General features: G+C 71.4%; 20 protein-coding genes and 1 tRNA gene. 2 read left to right on the top strand and 19 right to left on the bottom strand.

Translation table 11 applies throughout. From position 1 onward, the window contains the following. Positions 1-22: 22 nt before the first annotated feature. On the top strand, positions 23-1,357 hold the full coding sequence (locus C0R66_RS08655) for an alpha/beta fold hydrolase (protein ID WP_101524364.1): 1,335 nt from the start codon (positions 23-25) through the stop codon (positions 1,355-1,357). On the opposite strand, the gene C0R66_RS18660 is transcribed toward C0R66_RS08655, so the two are convergent. Then, complete coding sequence (locus tag C0R66_RS18660; RefSeq protein WP_158647967.1) at positions 1,317-1,541, bottom strand: hypothetical protein; 225 nt, start codon at positions 1,539-1,541, stop codon at positions 1,317-1,319. The genes C0R66_RS08655 and C0R66_RS18660 overlap by 41 nt on opposite strands. Before the next feature lie 56 nt (positions 1,542-1,597). Further along, positions 1,598-1,671, bottom strand: a tRNA-Pro gene (locus C0R66_RS08650). Between the two features lie 250 nt (positions 1,672-1,921). Between C0R66_RS08650 and C0R66_RS08645 the strand changes: the two genes are divergently transcribed. Next, on the top strand, positions 1,922-2,623 hold the full coding sequence (locus C0R66_RS08645; protein ID WP_101524363.1) for a M23 family metallopeptidase: 702 nt from the start codon (positions 1,922-1,924) through the stop codon (positions 2,621-2,623). 9 nt (positions 2,624-2,632) lie between these two features. Here C0R66_RS08645 and der read toward each other — a convergent pair whose 3' ends face one another. The 17 genes from der to steA form a co-directional block, all read right to left on the bottom strand. Beyond that, the gene (der, locus tag C0R66_RS08640) at positions 2,633-3,982 is read right to left on the bottom strand and encodes a ribosome biogenesis GTPase Der (protein WP_101524362.1); all 1,350 of its coding nucleotides are present in this window, start codon (positions 3,980-3,982) and stop codon (positions 2,633-2,635) included. Further along, positions 3,979-4,749, bottom strand: a complete 771-nt coding sequence (locus C0R66_RS08635) for a lysophospholipid acyltransferase family protein (protein WP_101524361.1) — start codon at positions 4,747-4,749, stop codon at positions 3,979-3,981. The genes der and C0R66_RS08635 overlap by 4 nt, the downstream gene beginning before the upstream one ends. After that, positions 4,746-5,432, bottom strand: a complete 687-nt coding sequence (gene cmk / locus C0R66_RS08630) for a (d)CMP kinase (protein ID WP_199286860.1) — start codon at positions 5,430-5,432, stop codon at positions 4,746-4,748. Before cmk ends, C0R66_RS08635 begins: the two co-directional genes overlap by 4 nt. A 40-nt stretch (positions 5,433-5,472) precedes the next feature. Then, a complete protein-coding gene (locus C0R66_RS08625; RefSeq protein WP_101524359.1) occupies positions 5,473-6,555 on the bottom strand; it encodes a prephenate dehydrogenase in 1,083 nt (360 codons plus the stop codon). Further along, entirely contained in the window at positions 6,552-6,929 is a 378-nt protein-coding gene (aroH, locus tag C0R66_RS08620; protein WP_240181748.1) for a chorismate mutase, read from the bottom strand. The genes C0R66_RS08625 and aroH overlap by 4 nt, the downstream gene beginning before the upstream one ends. A 91-nt stretch (positions 6,930-7,020) precedes the next feature. Continuing rightward, positions 7,021-7,794 carry a pseudouridine synthase gene (locus C0R66_RS08615; protein WP_101526134.1) on the bottom strand — a complete coding sequence of 258 codons (774 nt, stop codon included), beginning with the start codon at positions 7,792-7,794 and terminating at the stop codon, positions 7,021-7,023. A gap of 11 nt (positions 7,795-7,805) precedes the next feature. Then, positions 7,806-8,621, bottom strand: a complete 816-nt coding sequence (gene scpB / locus C0R66_RS19945) for an SMC-Scp complex subunit ScpB (protein ID WP_101524357.1) — start codon at positions 8,619-8,621, stop codon at positions 7,806-7,808. Beyond that, positions 8,618-9,529 (bottom strand): segregation and condensation protein A, encoded by a 912-nt coding sequence (locus tag C0R66_RS08605; protein WP_101524356.1) that lies wholly within the window; start codon positions 9,527-9,529, stop codon positions 8,618-8,620. The genes scpB and C0R66_RS08605 overlap by 4 nt, the downstream gene beginning before the upstream one ends. Next, positions 9,526-9,849 (bottom strand): hypothetical protein, encoded by a 324-nt coding sequence (locus C0R66_RS08600; RefSeq protein WP_420818797.1) that lies wholly within the window; start codon positions 9,847-9,849, stop codon positions 9,526-9,528. The genes C0R66_RS08605 and C0R66_RS08600 overlap by 4 nt, the downstream gene beginning before the upstream one ends. Then, positions 9,846-10,718 (bottom strand): ParA family protein, encoded by an 873-nt coding sequence (locus C0R66_RS08595; RefSeq protein ID WP_101526133.1) that lies wholly within the window; start codon positions 10,716-10,718, stop codon positions 9,846-9,848. The genes C0R66_RS08600 and C0R66_RS08595 overlap by 4 nt, the downstream gene beginning before the upstream one ends. 274 nt (positions 10,719-10,992) lie before the next feature. After that, positions 10,993-13,611: a DEAD/DEAH box helicase gene (locus tag C0R66_RS08590; protein ID WP_101524354.1), complete on the bottom strand. Its 2,619-nt coding sequence runs from the start codon at positions 13,609-13,611 to the stop codon at positions 10,993-10,995. Continuing rightward, complete coding sequence (xerD, locus tag C0R66_RS08585) at positions 13,611-14,540, bottom strand: site-specific tyrosine recombinase XerD (protein WP_241901642.1); 930 nt, start codon at positions 14,538-14,540, stop codon at positions 13,611-13,613. The genes C0R66_RS08590 and xerD overlap by 1 nt, the downstream gene beginning before the upstream one ends. A 10-nt stretch (positions 14,541-14,550) precedes the next feature. Next, complete coding sequence (gene ald / locus C0R66_RS08580; protein ID WP_101524352.1) at positions 14,551-15,666, bottom strand: alanine dehydrogenase; 1,116 nt, start codon at positions 15,664-15,666, stop codon at positions 14,551-14,553. Positions 15,667-15,709: 43 nt separating this feature from the next. Then, positions 15,710-16,309, bottom strand: coding sequence for an NUDIX domain-containing protein (locus C0R66_RS08575; protein WP_101524351.1), 600 nt, complete (start codon positions 16,307-16,309; stop codon positions 15,710-15,712). Then, positions 16,306-17,982, bottom strand: a complete 1,677-nt coding sequence (locus C0R66_RS08570) for a CTP synthase (RefSeq protein WP_101524350.1) — start codon at positions 17,980-17,982, stop codon at positions 16,306-16,308. Before C0R66_RS08570 ends, C0R66_RS08575 begins: the two co-directional genes overlap by 4 nt. Before the next feature lie 11 nt (positions 17,983-17,993). Beyond that, positions 17,994-18,866 carry a copper transporter gene (locus C0R66_RS08565; protein WP_158647966.1) on the bottom strand — a complete coding sequence of 291 codons (873 nt, stop codon included), beginning with the start codon at positions 18,864-18,866 and terminating at the stop codon, positions 17,994-17,996. 20 nt (positions 18,867-18,886) lie between these two features. Beyond that, complete coding sequence (steA, locus tag C0R66_RS08560; protein WP_101524348.1) at positions 18,887-20,080, bottom strand: putative cytokinetic ring protein SteA; 1,194 nt, start codon at positions 20,078-20,080, stop codon at positions 18,887-18,889. Positions 20,081-20,127 lie beyond the last annotated feature (47 nt).

Below are 20,127 nucleotides of genomic sequence, written 5' to 3'. Positions count from 1 at the left end.
ACGCCAGGACCACGGAGCCCCCATGCTGCGACCGCTCGCCACCGCCCTTGCCACCGCCGCGCTGATGTTCGCCGGCCTGACGGCACCCACCTCGGCCTCCCCCCACCCCGGCCCGGCGCCCAAGGAGGAGCGCAGACCCATCGTGTTCGTGCACGGGTCGTCGGGCTCCGGGTCGCAGTTCGAGAGCCAGGCCCAGCGGTACGCGTCGAACGGCTACCCGGTGTCGTGGATCGAGGCGCACGAGTACGACTCGACGTTCGCGACCAACTCGCTGGCCGACGTCCACGCCGCACTCGACGCCCGGATCGACGCCCTGCGCGAGCGCACCGGCGCCGAGCAGGTCGACGTCCTGGCCCACTCGTTGGGCACCTACGTGCTGCAGCGGTACCTGACCAGCTCGCCCGAGCGGGCGGCCGAGGTCGCGCACTACGTGAACCTCGACGGAGCCCCGGCGGACGAGCCTCCCGGCGGCGTCGACACCCTCGCCATCTGGGGGGAGAACAACGCCGCGGGGGAGATCACCGGCGCCCGCAACGTGCACCTCGACGACCAGGGCCACACCGAGACGGTCACCTCGCCCGAGTCGTTCACCGAGGCGTACACGTTCTTCACCGACAAGGCGCCGAGGACGACCGAGGTGGTCCGAGCCCACGGGCGCATCGACGTCTCCGGCCGCGCCGTGCTGTTCCCCAGCAACGTCGGCGTCGACGGCGCGACCCTCGAGGTGCACCGGGTCAACGCGCACACCGGCCGGCGGATCGGTCGCCGTCCGGTCGCCACCTACCAGCTCTCCGGCAACGGGTCGTTCGGTCCGTTCAAGGCCTCCCCGACGGCGTCCTACGAGTTCGCGCTCATCTGGCCGGGCGGGCCGACCCACCACTTCTACCGCCAGCCGTTCCGGCGCTCCAACTCGCTCGTCCGGCTGCTCGCCAGCGTCCCCGGCACCGGACTGGACGCCGCCACCGAGAAGAGCGACGCCCACGTGAACCTCACCGTGAACCGCAACAAGGAGTGGTGGGGCGACCAGGGTGAGGCCGGTGACACCCTGAGCATCGGCGGGCAGAACGTGCTGACCCCCGCGGTCGCGCCCCGAAAGCGCCGGATCATCGGGATGTTCGCCTTCGACGCCGGCAGCGACAAGGTGAGCGCCACCGACGCGGTGCTGCCCGCCTTCGCGTCGCTCCCGTTCATCACGGGCACGGACGTCTACCTCCCAGTGTCCGAGCGCGGGACCGTGCGGCTGGTGGCAAAGGCCCGCGGGGAGCGCCGCCCCCAGGTGATCAACGTCCCGGCGCTCCCGTCGAGCGGGCACCGCATCAGCGTGCAGTTCGACGACTTCGTGCCGCGTCTTCGCTGACCGGGACGGCGACCGGCTCACCCGCCTGAGGAACGAGCCGGTCGGTCCCGACCATCACCACCGAGGCGTCCGGGCAGGCGACGAACTCGGCGTAGAAGATGTCGTGGTGCCAGACCCGCGGGCGCGTGCCCTCGAGCTGCACCGCGCGGCAAAGGAGCGACGCCGCGCTCTCGTACCGTTCCACGTCAAATGCGAACCGCCCCTGACCCAGCGTTTCCGCAGGTCAGGGGCGATTTTTTGTCGGGCTGACAGGATTTGAACCTGCGACCCCTTGACCCCCAGTCAAGTGCGCTACCAAGCTGCGCTACAGCCCGAATCGTCTTCCGAGGAAGAACGAGCCGAACATTACCGCAGCCTCGCCTGCTCGCGCGCATCGGGTCGTCTTCCGCTGCTCCGGCCCCTCGCGCGGACTGGCCCAGGCACAGCGATGGTCCCCATGGTCCCCGTGTACCGCCGCCCGGGTCAGGCGTCCATGACCCACTGTGACCATCTTGGCGCCTTTCACCTGCACGCGTGCTCGGGGAGCCGAACCATGGGCGGAGTCACCGACGAAGGACTCCACCCATGCGACACGCCACCCACCGCAGGACCCGCTCCTGGGCGCCGTACGGCGCCTTCGCAGCCTGGTCGCTGACCGCCATGGTCACTGTCCTGCTCAGCGGCTCGGGCCACGCGCACGCAGCACCTCTGGCGAACGAGCTGCCCCCCACGCCCGAGACCGAGGAACAGATCCTCCTGGCCAAGACCGTGCAAGCGCGAGAACGTGCCCTGGCGGCGCTGGATCGCAAGGCGGCCTCGTGGTCGCGGGTCCTGGAGTCACGTGCCGCGCACCTCTCCGACTACGGCTACACCGGGGATCCCGAGGAGGCCACCCACGTGCTGCCGCTGGCGGGCTACCACCTCTCGGCAGGGTTCGGGAAAGCCGGGCCCCTGTGGGAGAAGGACCACACCGGCCAGGACTTCGGGGCAGCGAGCGGCACACCACTGGTCGCCCTGGCTGACGCCGTGGTGACTGAGGTGGGCGACGCCGGGCCCTACGGGCTGCGCACCGTGCTGACGCTGGCTGACGGCACCGAGGTCTGGTACTGCCACCAGGAGGCCTCCCTGGTCACCGCAGGAGAGACGATCGACATGGCCGAACCGCTGGGCCAGGTCGGCACCACCGGCAACTCCACCGGACCCCACCTGCACCTGGAGATCCGGCCCGCAGGTGAGGGCCCGGTCGACCCGATGGAGTGGCTCCGCGCCTACGACATCGAGCCCTGAGCCCTCCGGTCAGCGCTTGCGCTTCTCCCGGACCCGCTGCTGGATCACGATGGGTGTGCCCACGAAGCCGAACTCCTCGCGCAGCCGGCGCTCGATGAACCGCTCGTACGAGGCGTCCAGCTTGCCGCTGGTGAACAGGACGAAGACCGGCGGAGCAGTGCCCGCCTGGGTGCCGAAGAGGATCTTGGCCTGCTTGCCGCTGCGCACCGGGTGCGGGTGCTCTGCGACCAGGCGACCCAGGAAGTTGTTGAGGGCCCCGGTGCCGATGCGGGTCTCCCAGCCGGCGAGAGCCTTCTCCAGCGCCGGCACCAGGCGGTCGATGTGCCAACCGGTCCGCGCGGTGACGTTGATCCGCGGAGCCCACTGCACCTGCACGAGGTCACGCTCGATCTCGCGCTCGAGGTAGTAACGGCGCTCGGCGTCGACCAGGTCCCACTTGTTGAACGCGATGACCATGGCCCGGCCGGCGTCGCGGACCGTCTGGATGATCCGCATGTCCTGCTCGGACACGCTCTGGCTGCCGTCGAGGACCAGCACGGCCACCTCGGCCCGGTCGATGGCGGTCGTGGTGCGCAACGAGGCGTAGTACTCGTGCCCCGAGGCTTCCTTGACCCGCTTGCGGATGCCGGCGGTGTCGATGAAGCGCCACTGCTTGCCACCGAGCTCGATCAGCTCGTCGACGGGGTCGACGGTGGTGCCGGCGACGTTGTCGACGACCACGCGCTCCTCCCCCGCAAGCTTGTTGAGCAGCGAGGACTTGCCGACGTTCGGCTTGCCGACGATGGCGATGCGGCGCGGTCCGCCGACCTCGTTGAGCCGCTCCGGCGGCGCCTCGGGCAGCGCCTCCAGGATGGCGTCGAGCATGTCGCCGCTGCCACGTCCGTGCAGAGCCGAGACCGGCACCGGCTCGCCCAGGCCCAGGTTCCACAGACCGTAGGCCTCGGCCTCGGTGCGCTGGTCGTCCACCTTGTTGGCGGCGAGCACGACGGGCTTGCCCGACTTGCGCAGCACCTTCACCACGCCCTCGTCGGCATCGGTGATGCCGACCGTGGCGTCGACGACGAAGAGCACGGCGTCGGCCAGGCTCACCGCCACCTCGGCCTGTCCGGCAATCCGCTCCGCGAGCCCGCGAGCGTCGGGGTCCCAGCCACCGGTGTCGACCACGGTGAAAGCGCGGCCGTTCCAGTTCGCGTCGTAGGAGACGCGGTCGCGGGTCACGCCGGGCCGGTCCTCGACGACTGCCTCACGGCGGCCGATGATCCGGTTGACCAGCGTGGACTTGCCCACGTTGGGGCGGCCGACGACGGCCAGGATGGGCACGGGACCGGACGTCGTGTCGACGTCCTGAGGCTCGCTCATGGTGTTCCTCGCTTCACGAACCCGGTATCGGGGTCATTATCTGTGGCTCTGTCTGATTCGCTGTTTGTCCCGCCGGCCGGGAGCGGTCCCGGCAGGTCGCGCCCGGTGAGGGCGCAGGCACGGTCCAGCTCGCCGCGCATGTGCTCAAGGAGCAACGCCGAGGCGTGCAGGACTTGTTCCCGTCTCCGGGGCCAGGGCTGCTTCTGGACCTGCCAGCTGGAGCCGAAGACGATGTCGATGCGGTCGCCCCGCCGGGGCAGGGCGCTGCTGGCGGCGCCGGCCGGGCGGGTGCCGAGGAACGTCACCGGCACCACGGGTGCTCCCGTCACCAGCGCCAGGTAGGCGGCGCCGTGATGGAACCGACTCAGGTCGCCCGCGCCACGCTTGCCCTCGGGGAAGATGCCGACCACGCCGTCCTCGCGCAGCACCCGCAGACAGGTGCGGATGGCGCGAGGATCGGGGTCGAAGCGGTTGAGCGGGATCTGGCCCGAGCGGAGCAGCAGCCGCCCGGCACGCCCGGTGAACATCTCGTGCTTGGTCAGGGCGTGCACGGGACGCGGCGAGAACGCCGCGAGCAGTGGCCCGTCCAACGCCCCGATGTGGTTGGCCGCCAGCAGCGCCGGGCCGTGCGTCGGCACGTGCGACTCCCCCGCCACCCGTACGTCGTACCGCTGGCGGACCACCGCACGCGCCAGCGGGCGCAGCCGGTGGAGCATCTGCCGGGGCGGGTGCCGGTCGCTGCTCCGGGGCAGCTCGGCATGGATCATGCCGGGTCCTCCACCACCTGGACCAGGGCGACGACCTGGTCGATGACCTCGTCCAGGGTGTACGAGGTGGTGTCGATGTGGACGGCGCCGTCCGGCATCACCAGCGGCGCCGTGGACCGGGTGGAGTCGATGGCATCACGTGCCAGCAGCGAGGCCTGGGTCGCACCCACGTCGGAGCCACCCTCCTCGAGCACCCGCCGGGAGGCGCGCGCGGCGGCGTCGGCGGTGAGGTAGACCTTGACCTGAGCGTCCGGGGCGACGACGGAGCCGATGTCGCGGCCCTCCACCACGATCCCACCGGCGCCGATGATCTCGCGCTGCAGCTCGAGCAGCCGGGCACGCACCTGCGGGACCGCGCTGACCGGGCTCACCGCGCCGGTGACGTCCGCCCCGCGGATCGCCTGCGCCACGTCGACGCCGTCCACGGTGATCCCGGGGGCGGCCGGGTCGGTGCCGGAGACGATGACGGGCTCCTGGGCGCGAGCGGCGACGGCAGCGGGGTCGTCGATCCTTACGCCTTCGCGGAGCATCCACCAGGCGATCCCCCGGAACATGGCACCGGTGTCGAGGTAGCGCAGGCCCAGGCGCGCCGCGACACCTCGGGAGGTGCTCGACTTGCCTGACCCCGAGGGTCCGTCGATCGCGACCACGAGGCCGGGGGGAACTGCGGGGGTGGTGCTCACCGGAAGGGCTCCTTGCTGAACGTTGCTCGGCGCCCGCAGCCTACCTGTGGGTCAGCCAGCCACGGGATTCCAGAGTGTCCAGCAGGTGCTGGGAACGCCCCTCGTCGACCAGCAGCTCCACCTGCCCCACCTCACGCCCGGGATCGTGGTCGATACGGACGTCCTCGATGTTGACCTCGCTGGCCCCGGCGTCGGCGAACAGACGCGCCAGCTCGCCGGGATGGTCGGGGACCGCGACGAAGACGGAGACCATCGGGCGGGTGGGCGCCCCGTGCTTGCCGGGGATGGCCTGGGTGCCCCGCACCCCGCGCGCCAGGACGTCGTGCAGCGCGGTGCGCTCCCCCGCGTCGACGGCGGCGATCAGCACGTCCAGCTGCTCCCGGACCTCGCCCAGCACCTCGAGCACGGCAGGCGCGTTGGCGGTCACGATCTGCTCCCACAGGGACGGGTCGCTGCCCGCGATCCGCGTCACGTCCCGCACTCCCTGGCCGGACAGCGCCAGGTCCCGTGGGGGAACGCCGGCGAGCCGTCCGGCGACCAGCACTGCGGCGAGGTGCGGCAGGTGTGAGGTCCGGGCCACCGCGCGGTCGTGCTCGGCCGCCTCCAGCTCCAGCGGCACGGCCCCGCAGAGCTCGGCGAGGCCTCGCACCAGCGCCGTGGCCGAGGGCGCGGCAGCGGCGTGCGGGACCACGGCCCAAGGACGGCCGTCGAACAGCGACGCCGAGGCGGCCAGCGGGCCGGAGCGCTCGCTCCCGGCCATCGGGTGGCTGCCGACGTAGCGGGCGGCCTCGTGCTCGTCCACGGCGGTGAGCACGTGGGCCAGGGGCTGCGACTTGATGCTGCCGACGTCGGTGACCACCGCGTCGCCCGCGGTCAGGGCGGACACGATCTCCTCCCCCAACCGGTCCGGCGGGACCGCCACGACTACGAGCTGGGGGCGATCGGCAGCGACCCGGGGGCGTCCGGCGCCGAGTCCCGACGCGGTGCGCACGTGCTCGGAGGAGACGTCGGTCAGGAGCACCTCGACACCGGCCCGGCGACAGGCCAGCGCGATCGAGGTGCCGACCAGCCCGGTGCCGACGATCTCCACGGGCCCGGTGGGGGCCGCCGAAGGCACGGTCACGAAGGCTCGCCGCCCGCGACCTCGCGCACCCGCGCCAGGTCCCGTCGCAGGCCAGCCGCGCCGTGCAGGTAGATGTGGGTGACGTCGGCGCGCGGCAGGTCGGTCTCGACGTGCGCCATCATCCGGACCACCCGAGGCATGGAGCCGGCGATCTCGAGCTCGCGGGCGCACATCAGGGGGACGTCGTCGAAGCCCAGCTGGCGCGCCGCGTACGCCGGGAACTCCGCCACGAGGTCGCTGGTGGAGGTGAACAGGATGGAGATGAAGTCGTCGACGGTGAGCCCGTTGGCCCCCATCACCTCGCGCACCATCTCGGAGACACGCTCATGCATGTGCTCCTTGGTGTCCTGGTCCAACTGGGTGGCTCCGCGCACCGCCCGCACCCTCACAGCACTCTCCTCGCTCACCTGTCGTCCGGCGTGGGGTCGCCGAACGGTCCGGGCAACCATAGTTGGCGCGCTCCGGTCACAGCTGCACGCTGTCCAGCAAAGCACCCAGCTCCTCGCGACTGAGCGGCCGCAGCTGCCCCATCGGCAGCCGGCCGAGCTCCACGGGGCCGAACTTGGTCCTGGTCAGCCGCAGCACCGGGTGACCGACCTCGTCGAGCAGCCGTCGCACGATCCGGTTGCGACCCTCGTGGATCACCAGCTCGACGATGGTGCGGCCCTTGGCCCCGCCGCGGCCGGCCTCCACGACCTTCACCTGGGAGACCGTCACCGGGCCGTCCTCCAGCGTCACCCCGTCGCGCAGGCGCTGGAGGGTGGCACGGGAGACGTCGCCCTGGACCTCCGCGACGTAGGTCTTGTCCACCTCGTACGACGGGTGGGCCATCCGGTGGGCGAAGTCGCCGTCGTTGGTGAGCAGCAGCAGGCCGGAGGTGTCGGTGTCGAGCCGGCCGACGTGGAAGAGCCGCTCGGAGCGGTGCGCGACCACGTCGCCGAGGCTGCGGCGCCCTTCCGGGTCCGACATGGTGGACACCACCCCGCGCGGCTTGTTGAGCACCAGGTAGACGTGTGCCGAGACCGGCGGCAGCCGCCGACCCTCGACGCGGATGACCGCGGTCCGCGGGTCCACCTTGGTGCCGAGCCGGGTGACGACCTCGCCGTCGACCTCGACCTGGCCGTCGAGCATCAGCTCCTCGCACTTGCGGCGGGACGCCACTCCGGACTGTGCCAGCAGCTTCTGCAGCCGCACCAGGCCGTCCGCGTCCGTCTCGACCTCGCGGCCGGCGTCGCCCATCTCCTGGTCGCTCACGAGACCTCAGTCCCCCCGTCGGGCTCGGTGCCGTCACCGCTGTGCGGCGCGTGGTGCTCCGGTGCCTGGTGCTCCGGTGCCTGGTGCTCCGGTGCCTGGTGCTCCGGGGCCGGGTTGGTGGCCCCAGGTCCGCTGGGGGACCCGGGCGATCCCGCCGAGGCCGCCGCCAGCTCTTCCTCCATGTCGTCCATGTCCGGCAGGTACGGCGCGAGCTCGGGGAGGTCGTGGAGGCTGGTGATGCCGATGCGCTCCAGGAAGTAGCTGGTCGTGCGGTACAGGTGGGCCCCGGAGGTCTCGTCCGAGCCGGCCTCCTCCACGAGGCCGCGCGCGAGCAGGGTGCGCATGACACCGTCCACGCTGACGCCCCGGATGGCCGAGACCCGAGCCCGGGAGACGGGCTGCTTGTAGGCCACCACCGCGAGGGTCTCCAGCGCCGCCTGGGTCAGGCGCGCCTGCTGCCCCTCGAGCACGAACGCCTCGACCACTCCGGCGTACTCCTCCCGGGTGTAGAACCGCCAGCCGCCGGCGACGTTGCGCAGCTCGAAGCCGCGCCTCTGGTCGGTGTACTCCTGCGCCAGTGACTCCAGAGCCTGGGAGACGGCATCGACGGGGTGCCCGACGGCCGAGGCCAGCGAGACGCGGTCCAGGGGCTGGTCGGAGACCATCAGGATGGCCTCCAGCGCGGGCCGCAGCTCGGCCACGGCGACGTCGAGCGTCTCCACCTGGTCCCCGGGAGTGGAGTCCTGGGGAGTGGGGTCCTGGGCAGCCTGGTCCGGGGGTTCCTGCCCCGCGGTGACCTGCTCCTGGCTCATCGGTCCTCTTCCTGCTCTCCGGCGGAGGGATCTGCCTCCGGCGGCATCTCGGTGGTCGAAGCCTCGGTCGAGGCCTCAGGTGGGGCCTCAGGTGGAGCCCCGTCGAACTCGTCGTGGATCTCCACGGTGCCGTCCTCGGCGCCGGTCCAGCGCACGGTCAGCTCGCCCAGCGGTGTGACCTGGTCGAAGGAGACCGCCCCCTCGCGGAACAGCTCGAGCAGCGACAGGAACCGGGCAACGGTGGTCAGGGTGTCCGGGGAGTCGCCGCAGAGTGCCCGGAAGGTCATCGTGCCCGAGCGCCGCAGCCGCTCGACGACCAGGTTGCCCTGCTCCCGCACGCTGACGGTGGTGGTGTGGATGTGGTCGAGGGAGACCTCGAGCACCGGCCGGGGCTCCATCGCCTTGGCGGCGAGGCGGGCGAACTGGTCCAGCCCGATGCCGATCAGCACCTCCGGCAGCAGGGTGGCGAAGCGCTCCTCCAACCCCACCGCCCGAGGGTGGCGCCGGGACTCGTCGGCCAGTCGCCGCTCGAACACCCCGGCGACCAGCTTGAACGCGCGGTACTGGAGCAGCCGCGCGAACAGCAGGTCGCGGGCCTCCAGGAGTGCCAGGTCCTCCTCGTCCTCCACGTCGCCCGAGGGCAGCAGCCGCGCGGCCTTGAGGTCCAGCAGGGTGGAGGCGACGAGCAGGAACGAGGTGGTCTGCTCCAGGTCCCAGACCGGCCCGCCGGCCTTGACGAAGGCGATGAACTCGTCAGTGACCGTGGACAGGGAGACCTCGGTGATGTCCAGCTTGTGCTTGGCGATCAGCGACAGCAGGAGGTCGAAGGGTCCCTCAAAGTTGTCGAGCCTGACCGCGAACCCCGCAGCCGCAGCGGCTCCGGGGTCGACCGCGGCGCTCTGGGTCATTCCTCGCTCAGCCGTCGTACCAACGCGCTGTCCTCGCCGTGCGCCTCGAGGTCGGCCAGGATCAGCGCGACCGCCTCACGCACGATGCGACCCCGGTCCACCGCCAGGCCGTGCTTGCTGCGCAGCGACAGGCGAGCGTGCTCGAGCTCGATCAGCTCGTCCGAGGTGACGTAGACCGTCATCTTCTCGTCGTGCCGGACCCGGCCGCTGGTACGACGTTTGCCGCCCTTGTCCTCGGGCGGCGCAACGGCCCGGACGGTCGACTCCTCGTCGCCCTCGCCCGTGGGACGGAAGAGGTCGTCTGCAGCGGGCAGGCTCACCCGTCGCGCCACCGGGCGAGCACCTCCCGGGCGAGCGATCGGTAGTGGTCGGCTCCGGTGGAGCTCGAGGCGTAGGTGGTGATCGGCTCACCGGCCACGGTGGAGTCGGAGAACTTCACCGTGCGGCGGATCACGGTGTGGAAGACGGTGTCCCCCCAGGCCGAGACCAGCCGGTCCATCACCTCGCGGCTGTGCAGGGTGCGACCGTCGAACATGGTGCCCAGCACCCCGTCGATCTGCAGCTTGGGGTTGAGCCGCTCACGGACCTTGTCGATGGTCGTCTTGAGCAGCGCCACGCCGCGCAGCGCGAAGTACTCGCACTCCAGCGGCACGATGACGCCGTCGGAGGCGGTCAGGGCGTTCACGGTGAGCAGGCCGAGCGAAGGCTGGCAGTCGATGAGGATCACGTCGTACTGGTCCAGCGCCGGCGCCAGCACCCGCTGCAGGGTCTGCTCGCGGGCGACCTCGTGCACCAGCTGCACCTCGGCGGCCGAAAGGTCGATGTTGGAGGGCAGCAGGTCCATGCCCGGCACTCCGGAGGGCACCACCACGTCGTCCAGCTCGACGTCCCGCTCCATGAGCAGGTTGTAGACGGTGAACTCCATCTCGTGCGGGTTCAGCCCCAGGCCGACCGAGAGCGAGCCCTGGGGGTCGAAGTCCACCAGCAGCACCTTGCGGCCGTACTCGGCGAGGGAGGCTCCCAGGTTGATCGTGGTGGTGGTCTTGCCGACGCCGCCCTTCTGGTTGCACATCGAGACCACGCGTGCCCGCCGCGGCCCGGTGACCGGGTCGGGCTCGGGGAACGTCGGCATCGGACGGCCGGTGGGACCGTTGGCCACCTCGGGGACCAGCGCGGCGCTGGTCGGCATGGGGAACGGGATGGGGTCGCTCACTCGGGTCTCGTCTCCGGGGGACGTGTGCGGGAGGGTCTTCTGGCTGGCGGAGCTGTGGGAGGGGGCCGGGCGGTGGACCAAGGGTGGCACCTGTCCTGCGGTGCTGCCGGAGGTTCCAGCGACGGATCCGTCACCAATCATGCGCAGCTCCCACTGTTTGTCGACTCGACGACTTCTCGCCTTCTCCGCGCGACTCTAGGCCCCGCTCTTCCCCAGCCACAAGGCGACTCGGCGAAACCCCCAACCGGGGTCATCCGTCGAAGCGGCGCATCGACGCGACCGCCAGGACCAGCTCGCCCGCCTCATCGGTGGCGTCACAGTCCACCACGCCCTCGATGACCCAGTCCCGGTGTCCCTCGGGGTCGGCCAGCACCTGGACCACCCGGCGTACCCGGGCGCGCTCGTCCTCCCCCGCGCCCACCGGCTCGCCCTGCTGCTCCGGCCCCACCTGCAGGTACGACGGGCCGCGGGCGTCGGCGTCGATGCCCACCGTGTCGTGCTCGGCGTAGTACTCCTCGAGCGCCTCGTCCCACCGCGAGCGGGTCATCACGACCTGTCGTGGTGGGTCCACCCGGTCCGCGGCGTCCCGCTCCAGCCGCATCAGGGCGTCCAGGTCGTCCCGGGCCACCGCGACCACCCGGGCGAACATCGCGTTGCGCACCATCACCGTCAGCGCGCGCTCCTGCTTGGACAGCGGGCGCGGGTGGTGCGGCGGCTCGTGGTGCGAGACCTCGGCGGGCACGTGGTCGGGATGGCCCAGGGCCTCCCACTCGTCGAGCAGGGAGGAGTCTGTCTGGCGCACCGTCTCCCCCAGCCACTCCAGCAGGTCCTCCAGCTCGGGGGTGCGGTGCGCCTCGGGCACGGTCTGGCGCAAGGTCCGGTAGGCGTCGGTGAGGTAGCGCAGCACCAGCCCCTCGGACCGCGCGAGCTGGTAGCGGCCCACGAAGTCGGTGAAGCCCATCCCCTGCTCGTACATCTCCCGCACCACCGACTTGGGCGAGAGTGCCTCCTCGGGCAACCAGGGGTGGGTCTGGCGGTACATCTCGAAGGTCACCTCGAGCAGCTCGGCGAGCGGCTGGGGCCAGGTGACCTGCTCCAGCAGCTGCATCCGTTCGTCGTACTCGATGCCGTCGGCCTTCATCTCGTTGATCGCCACTCCCCGCGCGGCGTGCTGCTGGGCGAACAGCACCTGGCGAGGCGCCTCCAGCACGGCCTCGATCACCGAGACGATGTCCAGGGTGTACGTCGGCGACTCGGGGTCCAGCACGTCGAGTGCGGCCAGCGCGAAGTGCGACAGCGGCTGGTTCAGTGCGAAGTCCAGCGGCAGGTCGACGGTGATCACGTAGCGGCGGCCGAACTCGTCCGGCTCGTCCAGCCGGGTGAGCACCCCGGTCCTGACCAGGCTGCGGGCCAGCCGGAGCGCGCGACGCGAGAGGCGCAGCTGGGCCCGGCGGTCCTCGTGGTTGTCGGTGAGCAGGCGCCGCAGCACCGGGAACGCGTCCTCCTCGCGAGCCACGACGTTGAGCAGCATCGCGTTGTCGACCTTCATCCGCGAGACCAGCGGCTCGGGCCGGGACTCGACGAGCTTGTCAAAAGTCTGCTCGGTCCAGACCACGGTGCCCTCGGGCGGCTTCTTCAGCTGCGGCTTGCTCTTGCGCTTCGCCTGCTTCTCGGCGCTCATCGCGGCGTTCTTCGCCTCCGACTTGGCCTTCGCGCGCTCGTTCTCGATGACGTGCTCAGGAGCCTGCACCACGACGAACCCTGCGGTGTCGTAGCCGGCCCGGCCCGCGCGCCCGGCGATCTGCAGGAACTCCCGGCTACGCAGGATCCGCTGCCGCTGGCCGTCGAACTTGGCCAGCCCGGTGAAGAGCACCGTGCGGATCGGCACGTTGATCCCCACGCCCAGGGTGTCGGTCCCGCAGATCACCCGGAGCAGACCGGCCTGGGCCAGCTGCTCGACCAGGCGGCGGTACTTCGGGAGCATCCCGGCGTGGTGCACCCCGATGCCCTGACGCAGCAGCTGGGCCAGGGTCTTGCCGAAGCCCGCGGAGAAGCGGAAGTTCGCCAGCCGCTCGCGCAGCGCGTCGACCTGGTCCGGGACGGTCAGCTTGGCCAGGCCTCCCTTGAGCAGCGACGTGGCGTGCTCGACGGCCGCTGCCTGGGTGAAGTGCACGACGTAGACCGGGGACTGGTGGGTGCTCACCAGCTCCTCCAGCGTCTCGTCCAGCGGCGTCAGCGCCCAGCTGAAGTCCAGCGGCACCGGACGCTCGGCGTCGTCGATGACCACGGTGTCCCGGCCGTTGCGGACGGTGAGGTCCTTCGCGATCGGCGTGACGTCGCCCAGCGTCGCCGACATCAGCAGGAACTGCGCCTGAGGAAGCTCCAGCAGCGGCACCTGCCAGGCCCAGCCCCGCTCGGGATCGCCGTAGTAGTGGAACTCGTCCATCACCACCAGGCCCACGTCGGCCTGCCGACCCTCGCGCAGCGCGATGTTGGCCAGCACCTCCGCGGTGCAGCAGATCACCGGCGCGTCCGGGTTGACGCTGGCGTCACCGGTCAGCATGCCCACGTTGTCAGCGCCGAGGGTCTCGCACAGGGCGAAGAACTTCTCGCTCACCAGGGCCTTGATCGGGGCGGTGTAGAACGACACCTGGTCGCTCGCCAGCGCTGCCACGTGGGCGGCGAAGGCGACCAGCGACTTGCCCGAGCCCGTCGGGGTCGCCAGCACCACGTTGTTGCCCGCCAGCAGCTCCATCACCGCCTCGTCCTGGTGCGGGTAGAGCTCCAGGCCGTTGTCGGTCGCCCAGTCGGTGAAGGCGTCGTACAGGGCGTCGGGACCGGTGACGCCGTCCCACCATGCGCCGGCCATCAGGCGCGCGCCCTGGGGTGTGCGGTGGCGAAGACCTCGCGCAGGTTGTCCACCGTGACCAGGGTGTAGACCTGGGTGGTGGTCACCGAGGCGTGACCGAGCAGCTCCTGGACCACGCGCACGTCGGCGCCTCCGTCGATCAGGTGGGTGGCGAACGAGTGACGCAGCGTGTGCGGGGAGACGTCGCGAGTCACCCCGGCCCGGTCGGCGGCCTTGGCGAGCACCGCCCAGGCGCTCTGCCGCGACAGTCGCCCGCCCCGGGAGTTGAGGAAGACCGCGGGGGTGCCGCGGCCCTGGGCGACCAGCCCCGGGCGCGCGCGGGTGAGGTAGGTCTGGACCGCCTCGACGGCGTAGGAGCCCACCGGCACCAGCCGCTCCTTGGACCCCTTGCCGCGCAACAGCACGGTCCCCTCCTCGAGGTCGAGGTCGTCCACGTCCAACCCGACGGCCTCGGAGATGCGGGCCCCGGTGCCGTAGAGGACCTCCAGCAGGGCCCGGTCCCGGGCGGCCAGCGGCGTGCCCGCGGCGCCGGCGGCCTCCAGGATCGCCTCCACGTCGGAGAGGGGCAGGGCCTTGGGCAGGCGCTTGGCCGGGGTCGGGGGCCGCACCGAGGCGGCGGGGTCGTTGGTGGTCAGCCCGTCGCGCACCGCGAACTTGTGGAAGCCCCTCACGGCCACCACGGTCCTCGCGGCGGAGGCAGCACCCAGCGGGGGGTGCTCGGCGTCCCCCTCGCGCAGCCTGACCAGGAAGTCCGAGACCGTCGACTCCGAGACGCCGTCCAGCCGGTCGATGCCCTCCTGGTCGAGGTGTCCGGCGTACCGGCGCAGGTCGCGGCGGTACGACGACAGCGTGTTGGCGGCCAGTCCGCGCTCCACCGAGAGGTGGTCGAGATAGGTACGGATGGCGCGCGTCAGCTCGGAGGTGCTCACCTGTGCTCGCTCAGTCCAGCACGGAGTCGGGGGCCACGGCTTCCAGGCCCAGGGCCCGGCCGACCGCGGCATTGGTGAGGAGCCCGGCATGGGTGTTCAGGCCGAGAGCGAGGGCTGGGTCCTCCCGGGACGCCTGCTGCCACCCCTGGTCGGCCAGCCGCACCGCGTAGGGCAGGGTCGCGTTGGTCAGCGCGTACGTCGAGGTGTTCGGCACCGCGCCGGGCATGTTCGCCACGCAGTAGAACGTCGAGGCGTGCACCTGGTACGTCGGGTCGCTGTGCGTGGTCGGGTGGGTGTCGGCGAAGCACCCGCCCTGGTCCACCGCGATGTCCACGAGCACGGACCCCGGCTTCATCGCGGCGACCAGCTCGTTGCTCACCAGCTTGGGGGCTGCGGCTCCGGCGACCAGCACGGCGCCGATCACCAGGTCCGCCGCCAGCACCTGCTGCTGGATCGACAGCTCAGACGAGGCGAGTCCGTGCACCCGGTTGTCGTAGCGCCAGAACGAGAGGCGCAGCTTGTCCAGGTCGGTGTCGAGCAGGGTCACGTCCGCGCCCATGCCCAGCGCGATGTTGGCGGCGTTCTGTCCCGCCACCCCGGCGCCCAGGACGACCACCTTGGCGTTCGCCACGCCACCCACTCCGCCCATCAGCACGCCGCGTCCCCCCTCGCCACGCATCAGGGCGTGGGCACCGACCTGGGGCGCGAGACAGCCCGCGACCTCCGACATCGGGTAGAGCAGCGGGAGCGCGCCGGAGGCCAGCTGCACGGTCTCGTAGGCGAGGGCGGTGACGCGCCGCTCGATCAGCTCGCGGGTGAGCGCGGGATCGGCCGCCAGGTGGAGGTAGGTGAAGAGCACCTGTCCCTCGCGCAGCAGCGGGTACTCGCTGGGCACGGGCTCCTTGACCTTCAGCGCCAGGTCGGCGGTGCCCCAGACGTCCTCGGCGGTGTCCAGGATGTGCGCCCCGGCCCCGAGGTAGTCCTCGTCGCGGACCAGGGACCCCAGACCTGCCCCGGACTCGACGAAGACCTCGTGCCCGTGCCTGACGAGCTCGTGCGTGCCGAGGGGAGTGAGTGCCACCCGGTACTCGTGGTCCTTGACTTCCTTGGGAACGCCGATCCTCATCTGACCCACCCTTCGCGAGCAGCCGAGCTGGTTGCGTCGCCGCTCACAACCTATCCCGGCGCTTGAGCGCGTCATAGGCCAGGACAGCCTGGACCAGGGGGCCCTGCCGCACGCGTCCGGCGAGCACGGCGTCCAGCAGATCCTCGAAGGGCACCCAGAACGGGTGCATCTCCGCCTCCTCGTGCTTCAGCTCGAAGTCACCACGGGGCGAGGGGCTCAGGCCACGGGCCAGGAAGATCTCGTGCACCTCGTCGGTGATCCCGGCGGACGGGAAGGTGCTGAGCAGCTGCACCCAGGAGTGCGCGGCGAGCTCCGCCTCCTCGCGCAGCTCGCGCTTGGCGGTCTCCAGCGGCGGCTCGTCACCGGCGTCACGCAGGCCGGCCGGGAGCTCGACGAACTCGAAGCCGGAGGTGTGTCGGTACTGGCGCAGGCAGAAGACGCGCTCGTCGTCGTCGAGCGCCATCACGATCACCGCACCCGGGTGCTCCACCGAGAGCCGGGCGAACCGCTCGTCGGGGTGGTCCGGCCGGGTGATGACGTCCTCGCGGACCACCACCACCCAGGCGTCGCGGTGCACCTCACGGGACTCCACGACCGGCCAGCGCATGGGGAGGTCCCTGACCTCCTCACGCTGATCGGTCATCGGTCCTCGGCTGCGTCGTCGTCGATCGGGATCTCGAGCTCCTTCTGACGCGCGATGGCCGCCTTGACCAGTCCGGCGAAGAGCGGGTGCGGCCGGGTGGGCCGGGACTTCAGCTCCGGGTGGGCCTGGGTGGCCACGTAGTAGGGGTGGACCTCCCGGGGCAGCTCCACGAACTCGACGAGGCCGAGGTCGGGGTTGGTGCCGGAGAAGACCAGACCGGCGGCGGTGAGCTGCTCGACGTAGGCGTTGTTCACCTCGTAGCGGTGGCGGTGCCGCTCCTCCACGCGTTCGCTGCCGTAGACCTCACGCACCACCGAGCCGGGAGCCAGCACGGCGGGGTAGGAACCCAGGCGCATGGTGCCGCCCAGGTCACCGGCGCCCTCGACGAACGACTTCTGCTCCTCCATGGTGGCGATCACGGGCTCGGGGACCTGGGGGTCGAACTCGGTGGAGCCCGCCTTCTCCAGCCCCGCGACGTTGCGCGCGTACTCGATCACCATGCACTGCAGGCCCAGGCACAGTCCCAGGGTGGGGATGCCCTGGGTACGGGCGTAGGTGAGGGCGCCCAGCTTGCCCTCGAGACCGCGGATGCCGAAGCCGCCCGGGACGCAGATGGCGTCGACGTCGTGCAGGTTCTTGGCGGCGCCCGCCGGGGTGGCGCACTCGTCGCTGGCGATCCAGCGCAGCCGCACCTTGGCCTCGTGGGCGAAGCCGCCGGCGCGCAGCGCCTCGGCGACGGAGAGGTAGGCGTCCGGCAGGTCGATGTACTTGCCGACCAGGGCGACCGTGACCTCCTCCTTGGGGTGGTGCACGCGGCGCAGCAGGTCGTCCCAGCGGCTCCAGTCCACGTCCCGGAACGGCAGGTCGAGGCGACGCACCACGTAGGCGTCGAGGCCCTCGCGGTGCAGCACCTTGGGGATGTCGTAGATCGAGGCCGCGTCGGCGCAGGTGATGACCGCCTCGTCCTCCACGTCGCACATCAGCGCGATCTTGCGCTTGATGCCGCCGGGGAGGTCGCGGTCGGCCCGGCACACGATGGCGTCCGGCTGGATGCCGATGGAGCGCAGCGCGGCGACCGAGTGCTGGGTCGGCTTCGTCTTCAGCTCCCCGGAGGGTCCGATGTAGGGCACCAGCGAGACGTGGATGAAGAAGACGTTCTCCCGACCGATCTCGTGCCGCACCTGACGTGCGGCCTCCAGGAACGGCAGCGACTCGATGTCGCCGACGGTGCCGCCCACCTCGGTGATGACCAGGTCGATGTCCGGCCCGCCCATGGCGAGGATCCGGTCCTTGATCTCGTTGGTGATGTGCGGGATGACCTGCACGGTGTCGCCCAGGTAGTCGCCGCGGCGCTCCTTGGCGATCACGCTGGAGTAGACCTGACCCGTCGTCACGTTGGCGATCGCGGAGAGGTCGGTGTCCAGGAAGCGCTCGTAGTGACCGATGTCGAGGTCGGTCTCCGCCCCGTCGTTGGTGACGAAGACCTCACCGTGCTGGAACGGGTTCATCGTCCCAGGGTCCACGTTCAGGTAGGGGTCGAGCTTCTGCATGGTCACGCGGAGTCCGCGGGCCTTCAACAGGCTGCCCAGGCTGGAGGCGGTGAGCCCCTTGCCGAGGGAGGAGACTACGCCTCCGGTCACGAATACATGCTTGGTCGGCGTCGGGTTCCTCACGGGGTTCCATGCTACCCGAGGGGAAGCGCTCCGTCCGCACCCGACGCTCCGAAGGCTCCACCCTGGGTGGTCAGGGACCGGGCCAGACCGACCACCGTCGCCACCTGGCCGGCGGGCGTCTCGACGCCGTCCACGGAGGCCGCGGTGCCCAGCGCCCCGTCGGCGCGGAGCCCGGCGAGCTGGTCCTTGCCGTCGGAGCTCTCCCCGGCGACCACGACGCCGAGCGCCGCCTGACCGAGGCCGCGGACCAGGCCGGCGAGGATGTCGTCGCCCCCGTCGCCGTCGACCTCCTCGCCCAGCACGACCAGGACGAGGGGGGCCCGGCGCTCCGTGGCGGGCACCTCCGGGAGCAGATCGGCACCGCGCATGCCCTCGAGCACCGCGAGGGTCTGGGAGGTCGTGCCGGCGCCCTCGGGCGCCTTGGTGGACAGCGAGAAGCCCAGGAGCTGTCCCATCCGCTCGTACGTCGTGGCCTCGGCGGCGACGGTCTCCTTCGGCAGCTGCGCGGCGAGCTGGCTGCCCAGGGTGTCGACCAGCGACTTCTGCTGCGAGCTGACCATCGGGTCCCCCAGGGCCTGGGTGGTCACGACCGAGCCGCCGGCGGCCGCCACCTGCTCGACGAGTGCGGAGACGACCTGCTCGTCGGCCCCGGGCAGGGTGACGACCGCCACCTCTCGCTCCGCGAGCCGACCGGCGTACAGGCTGGTGGCGGCGGTCTCGGCGAACCGGTCGCCGAAGTCGGACTGCTGCTCGCTGCGCTGGGCGGCGGCTCGCAGCTGCGTCACCTCCGCGTCGGTGTCACCGTCGCGGCCCACCTCGCCGAGCGGTCCCCCACCGAGCACCACGCCGACGGCGAGGGCGAGGAAGACCGACACGAGGGTCACGACATGGGTCCGGAACGAGATCACGAGAGCTTCCCCTGCAGGTAGTCGATGAGGTCACCGGAGCCGTGGAGGAGGCTGTCGCTCCACTCCTGGCCCACCGGTGTGGTGCCGATCGCCGCGACCAGGGCCAGCAGCCCTGCCACGAGCACGACGGCCAGGTGGCGCGGTCGCACCCGGCCCGAGTAGAGCGTGGGCACCGCGGTGGCGTCCACCAGCCGAGGTCCCACCTTGAGCCTGGTCAGGTAGGTGCTGGCCAGGCCGGCGCGCTGACGGTCCAGGAACTCGGCGAGGGTGGCGTGCATCCCCACCCCGATGATCACCGACGCATGGCCGGCGTCGGCCACGATGAGGGCCGCGTCCTCCGTGGTCGCGGACGTCTCCAGGCGCAGCGGCTGGATGCCGAGCCGCTCGAACCGCTCGGTGACCACGCGCGGGGCGCCGCGGTCTACCCGCACGATCACGTCCTTGGCCGCCCGCAGGACCGCCGGGGAGGGGATCTCGTCCTCGCTGGAGGAGGCGGAGAGCACCACGACGTCGGCGGTGAACCCGGCTTCCGCGAGCGCGTCGGCGCCGCGGTCGACACCGATCAGCACGGGACGCTGCTCGGCGATGAAGGCGCGGACGCTCTTGAGCTCCGCGGCGTGCTCGTGCCCGGGCACCACCACGACGACGGGCCGGTCCGCCAGCACCGTGGCGGGCCGAGGCACCCCCTCACCGTGCAGCAGCAGGTCCTGCTCGCGCCGGAGGAACTCGCTGCTGTTGTGCGTGAAGCTGGCCAGCTGGTGTCCCAGCCCGGCGCGGGCGTCCTCGAGCTGCTCCGCGATCTGCTCCGCGCCGAGCTCTCGGCCGCTGACCACGACGTCGTCGGCCAGGTGGACCTGTCCGTCGAGGACCCGGACCGCGGCTCCGTCCCGGATCAGCGAGAACGCCTCGGACCCGAGCTGGTCGATCATCTGCACTCCGGCGTCGGCCAGCACCTGCGGGCCGAGGTTCGGATAGCGCCCGGAGATCATCGCGGTGGCGTTGAGCACCGCTGTCACCCCGGAGTCCACCAGGGTCTGGGCGGTCCCCCGGTCGAGGTCGACGTGGTCGATGAGCGCCAGGTCGCCTTCGCGGAGCCGGGACAGCAGCGCCCGGGTACGGCGATCCACCCTGACGGTCCCGATGACGCCGGGCAGAACGGGGGCTGGACGTGACTTCGTGGCGAACTTCATGGCTCGTCCATGGTGTCAGCCGGGACCGGCCAATTTCGGGACATGCC

It is taken from the genome of Nocardioides houyundeii, from assembly GCF_002865585.1.
GTDB lineage: Bacteria > Actinomycetota > Actinomycetes > Propionibacteriales > Nocardioidaceae > Nocardioides > Nocardioides houyundeii.
The sequence above is the reverse complement of the archived record's forward strand: the minus strand, read 5'-3'. Positions and strand labels throughout refer to the sequence as shown.

Excerpts from the sequence above, each read along its gene's own strand:
- C0R66_RS08595 (WP_101526133.1), bottom strand. The coding sequence starts at position 10,718 with ATGCCGACCAGCGCCGCGCTGGTCCCCGAGGTGGCCAACGGTCCCACC.
- C0R66_RS08590 (WP_101524354.1), bottom strand. The coding sequence starts at position 13,611 with ATGGCCGGCGCATGGTGGGACGGCGTCACCGGTCCCGACGCCCTGTAC.
- scpB (WP_101524357.1), bottom strand. The coding sequence starts at position 8,621 with ATGAGCCAGGAGCAGGTCACCGCGGGGCAGGAACCCCCGGACCAGGCT.
- C0R66_RS08615 (WP_101526134.1), bottom strand. The coding sequence starts at position 7,794 with ATGGGCGACGCCGGCCGCGAGGTCGAGACGGACGCGGACGGCCTGGTG.
- C0R66_RS08645 (WP_101524363.1), top strand. The coding sequence starts at position 1,922 with ATGCGACACGCCACCCACCGCAGGACCCGCTCCTGGGCGCCGTACGGC.
- C0R66_RS08605 (WP_101524356.1), bottom strand. The coding sequence starts at position 9,529 with ATGACCCAGAGCGCCGCGGTCGACCCCGGAGCCGCTGCGGCTGCGGGG.
- ald (WP_101524352.1), bottom strand. The coding sequence starts at position 15,666 with ATGAGGATCGGCGTTCCCAAGGAAGTCAAGGACCACGAGTACCGGGTG.
- steA (WP_101524348.1), bottom strand. The coding sequence starts at position 20,080 with ATGAAGTTCGCCACGAAGTCACGTCCAGCCCCCGTTCTGCCCGGCGTC.
- C0R66_RS08575 (WP_101524351.1), bottom strand. The coding sequence starts at position 16,309 with ATGACCGATCAGCGTGAGGAGGTCAGGGACCTCCCCATGCGCTGGCCG.
- der (WP_101524362.1), bottom strand. The coding sequence starts at position 3,982 with ATGAGCGAGCCTCAGGACGTCGACACGACGTCCGGTCCCGTGCCCATC.
- C0R66_RS08635 (WP_101524361.1), bottom strand. The coding sequence starts at position 4,749 with ATGATCCATGCCGAGCTGCCCCGGAGCAGCGACCGGCACCCGCCCCGG.
- C0R66_RS08655 (WP_101524364.1), top strand. The coding sequence starts at position 23 with ATGCTGCGACCGCTCGCCACCGCCCTTGCCACCGCCGCGCTGATGTTC.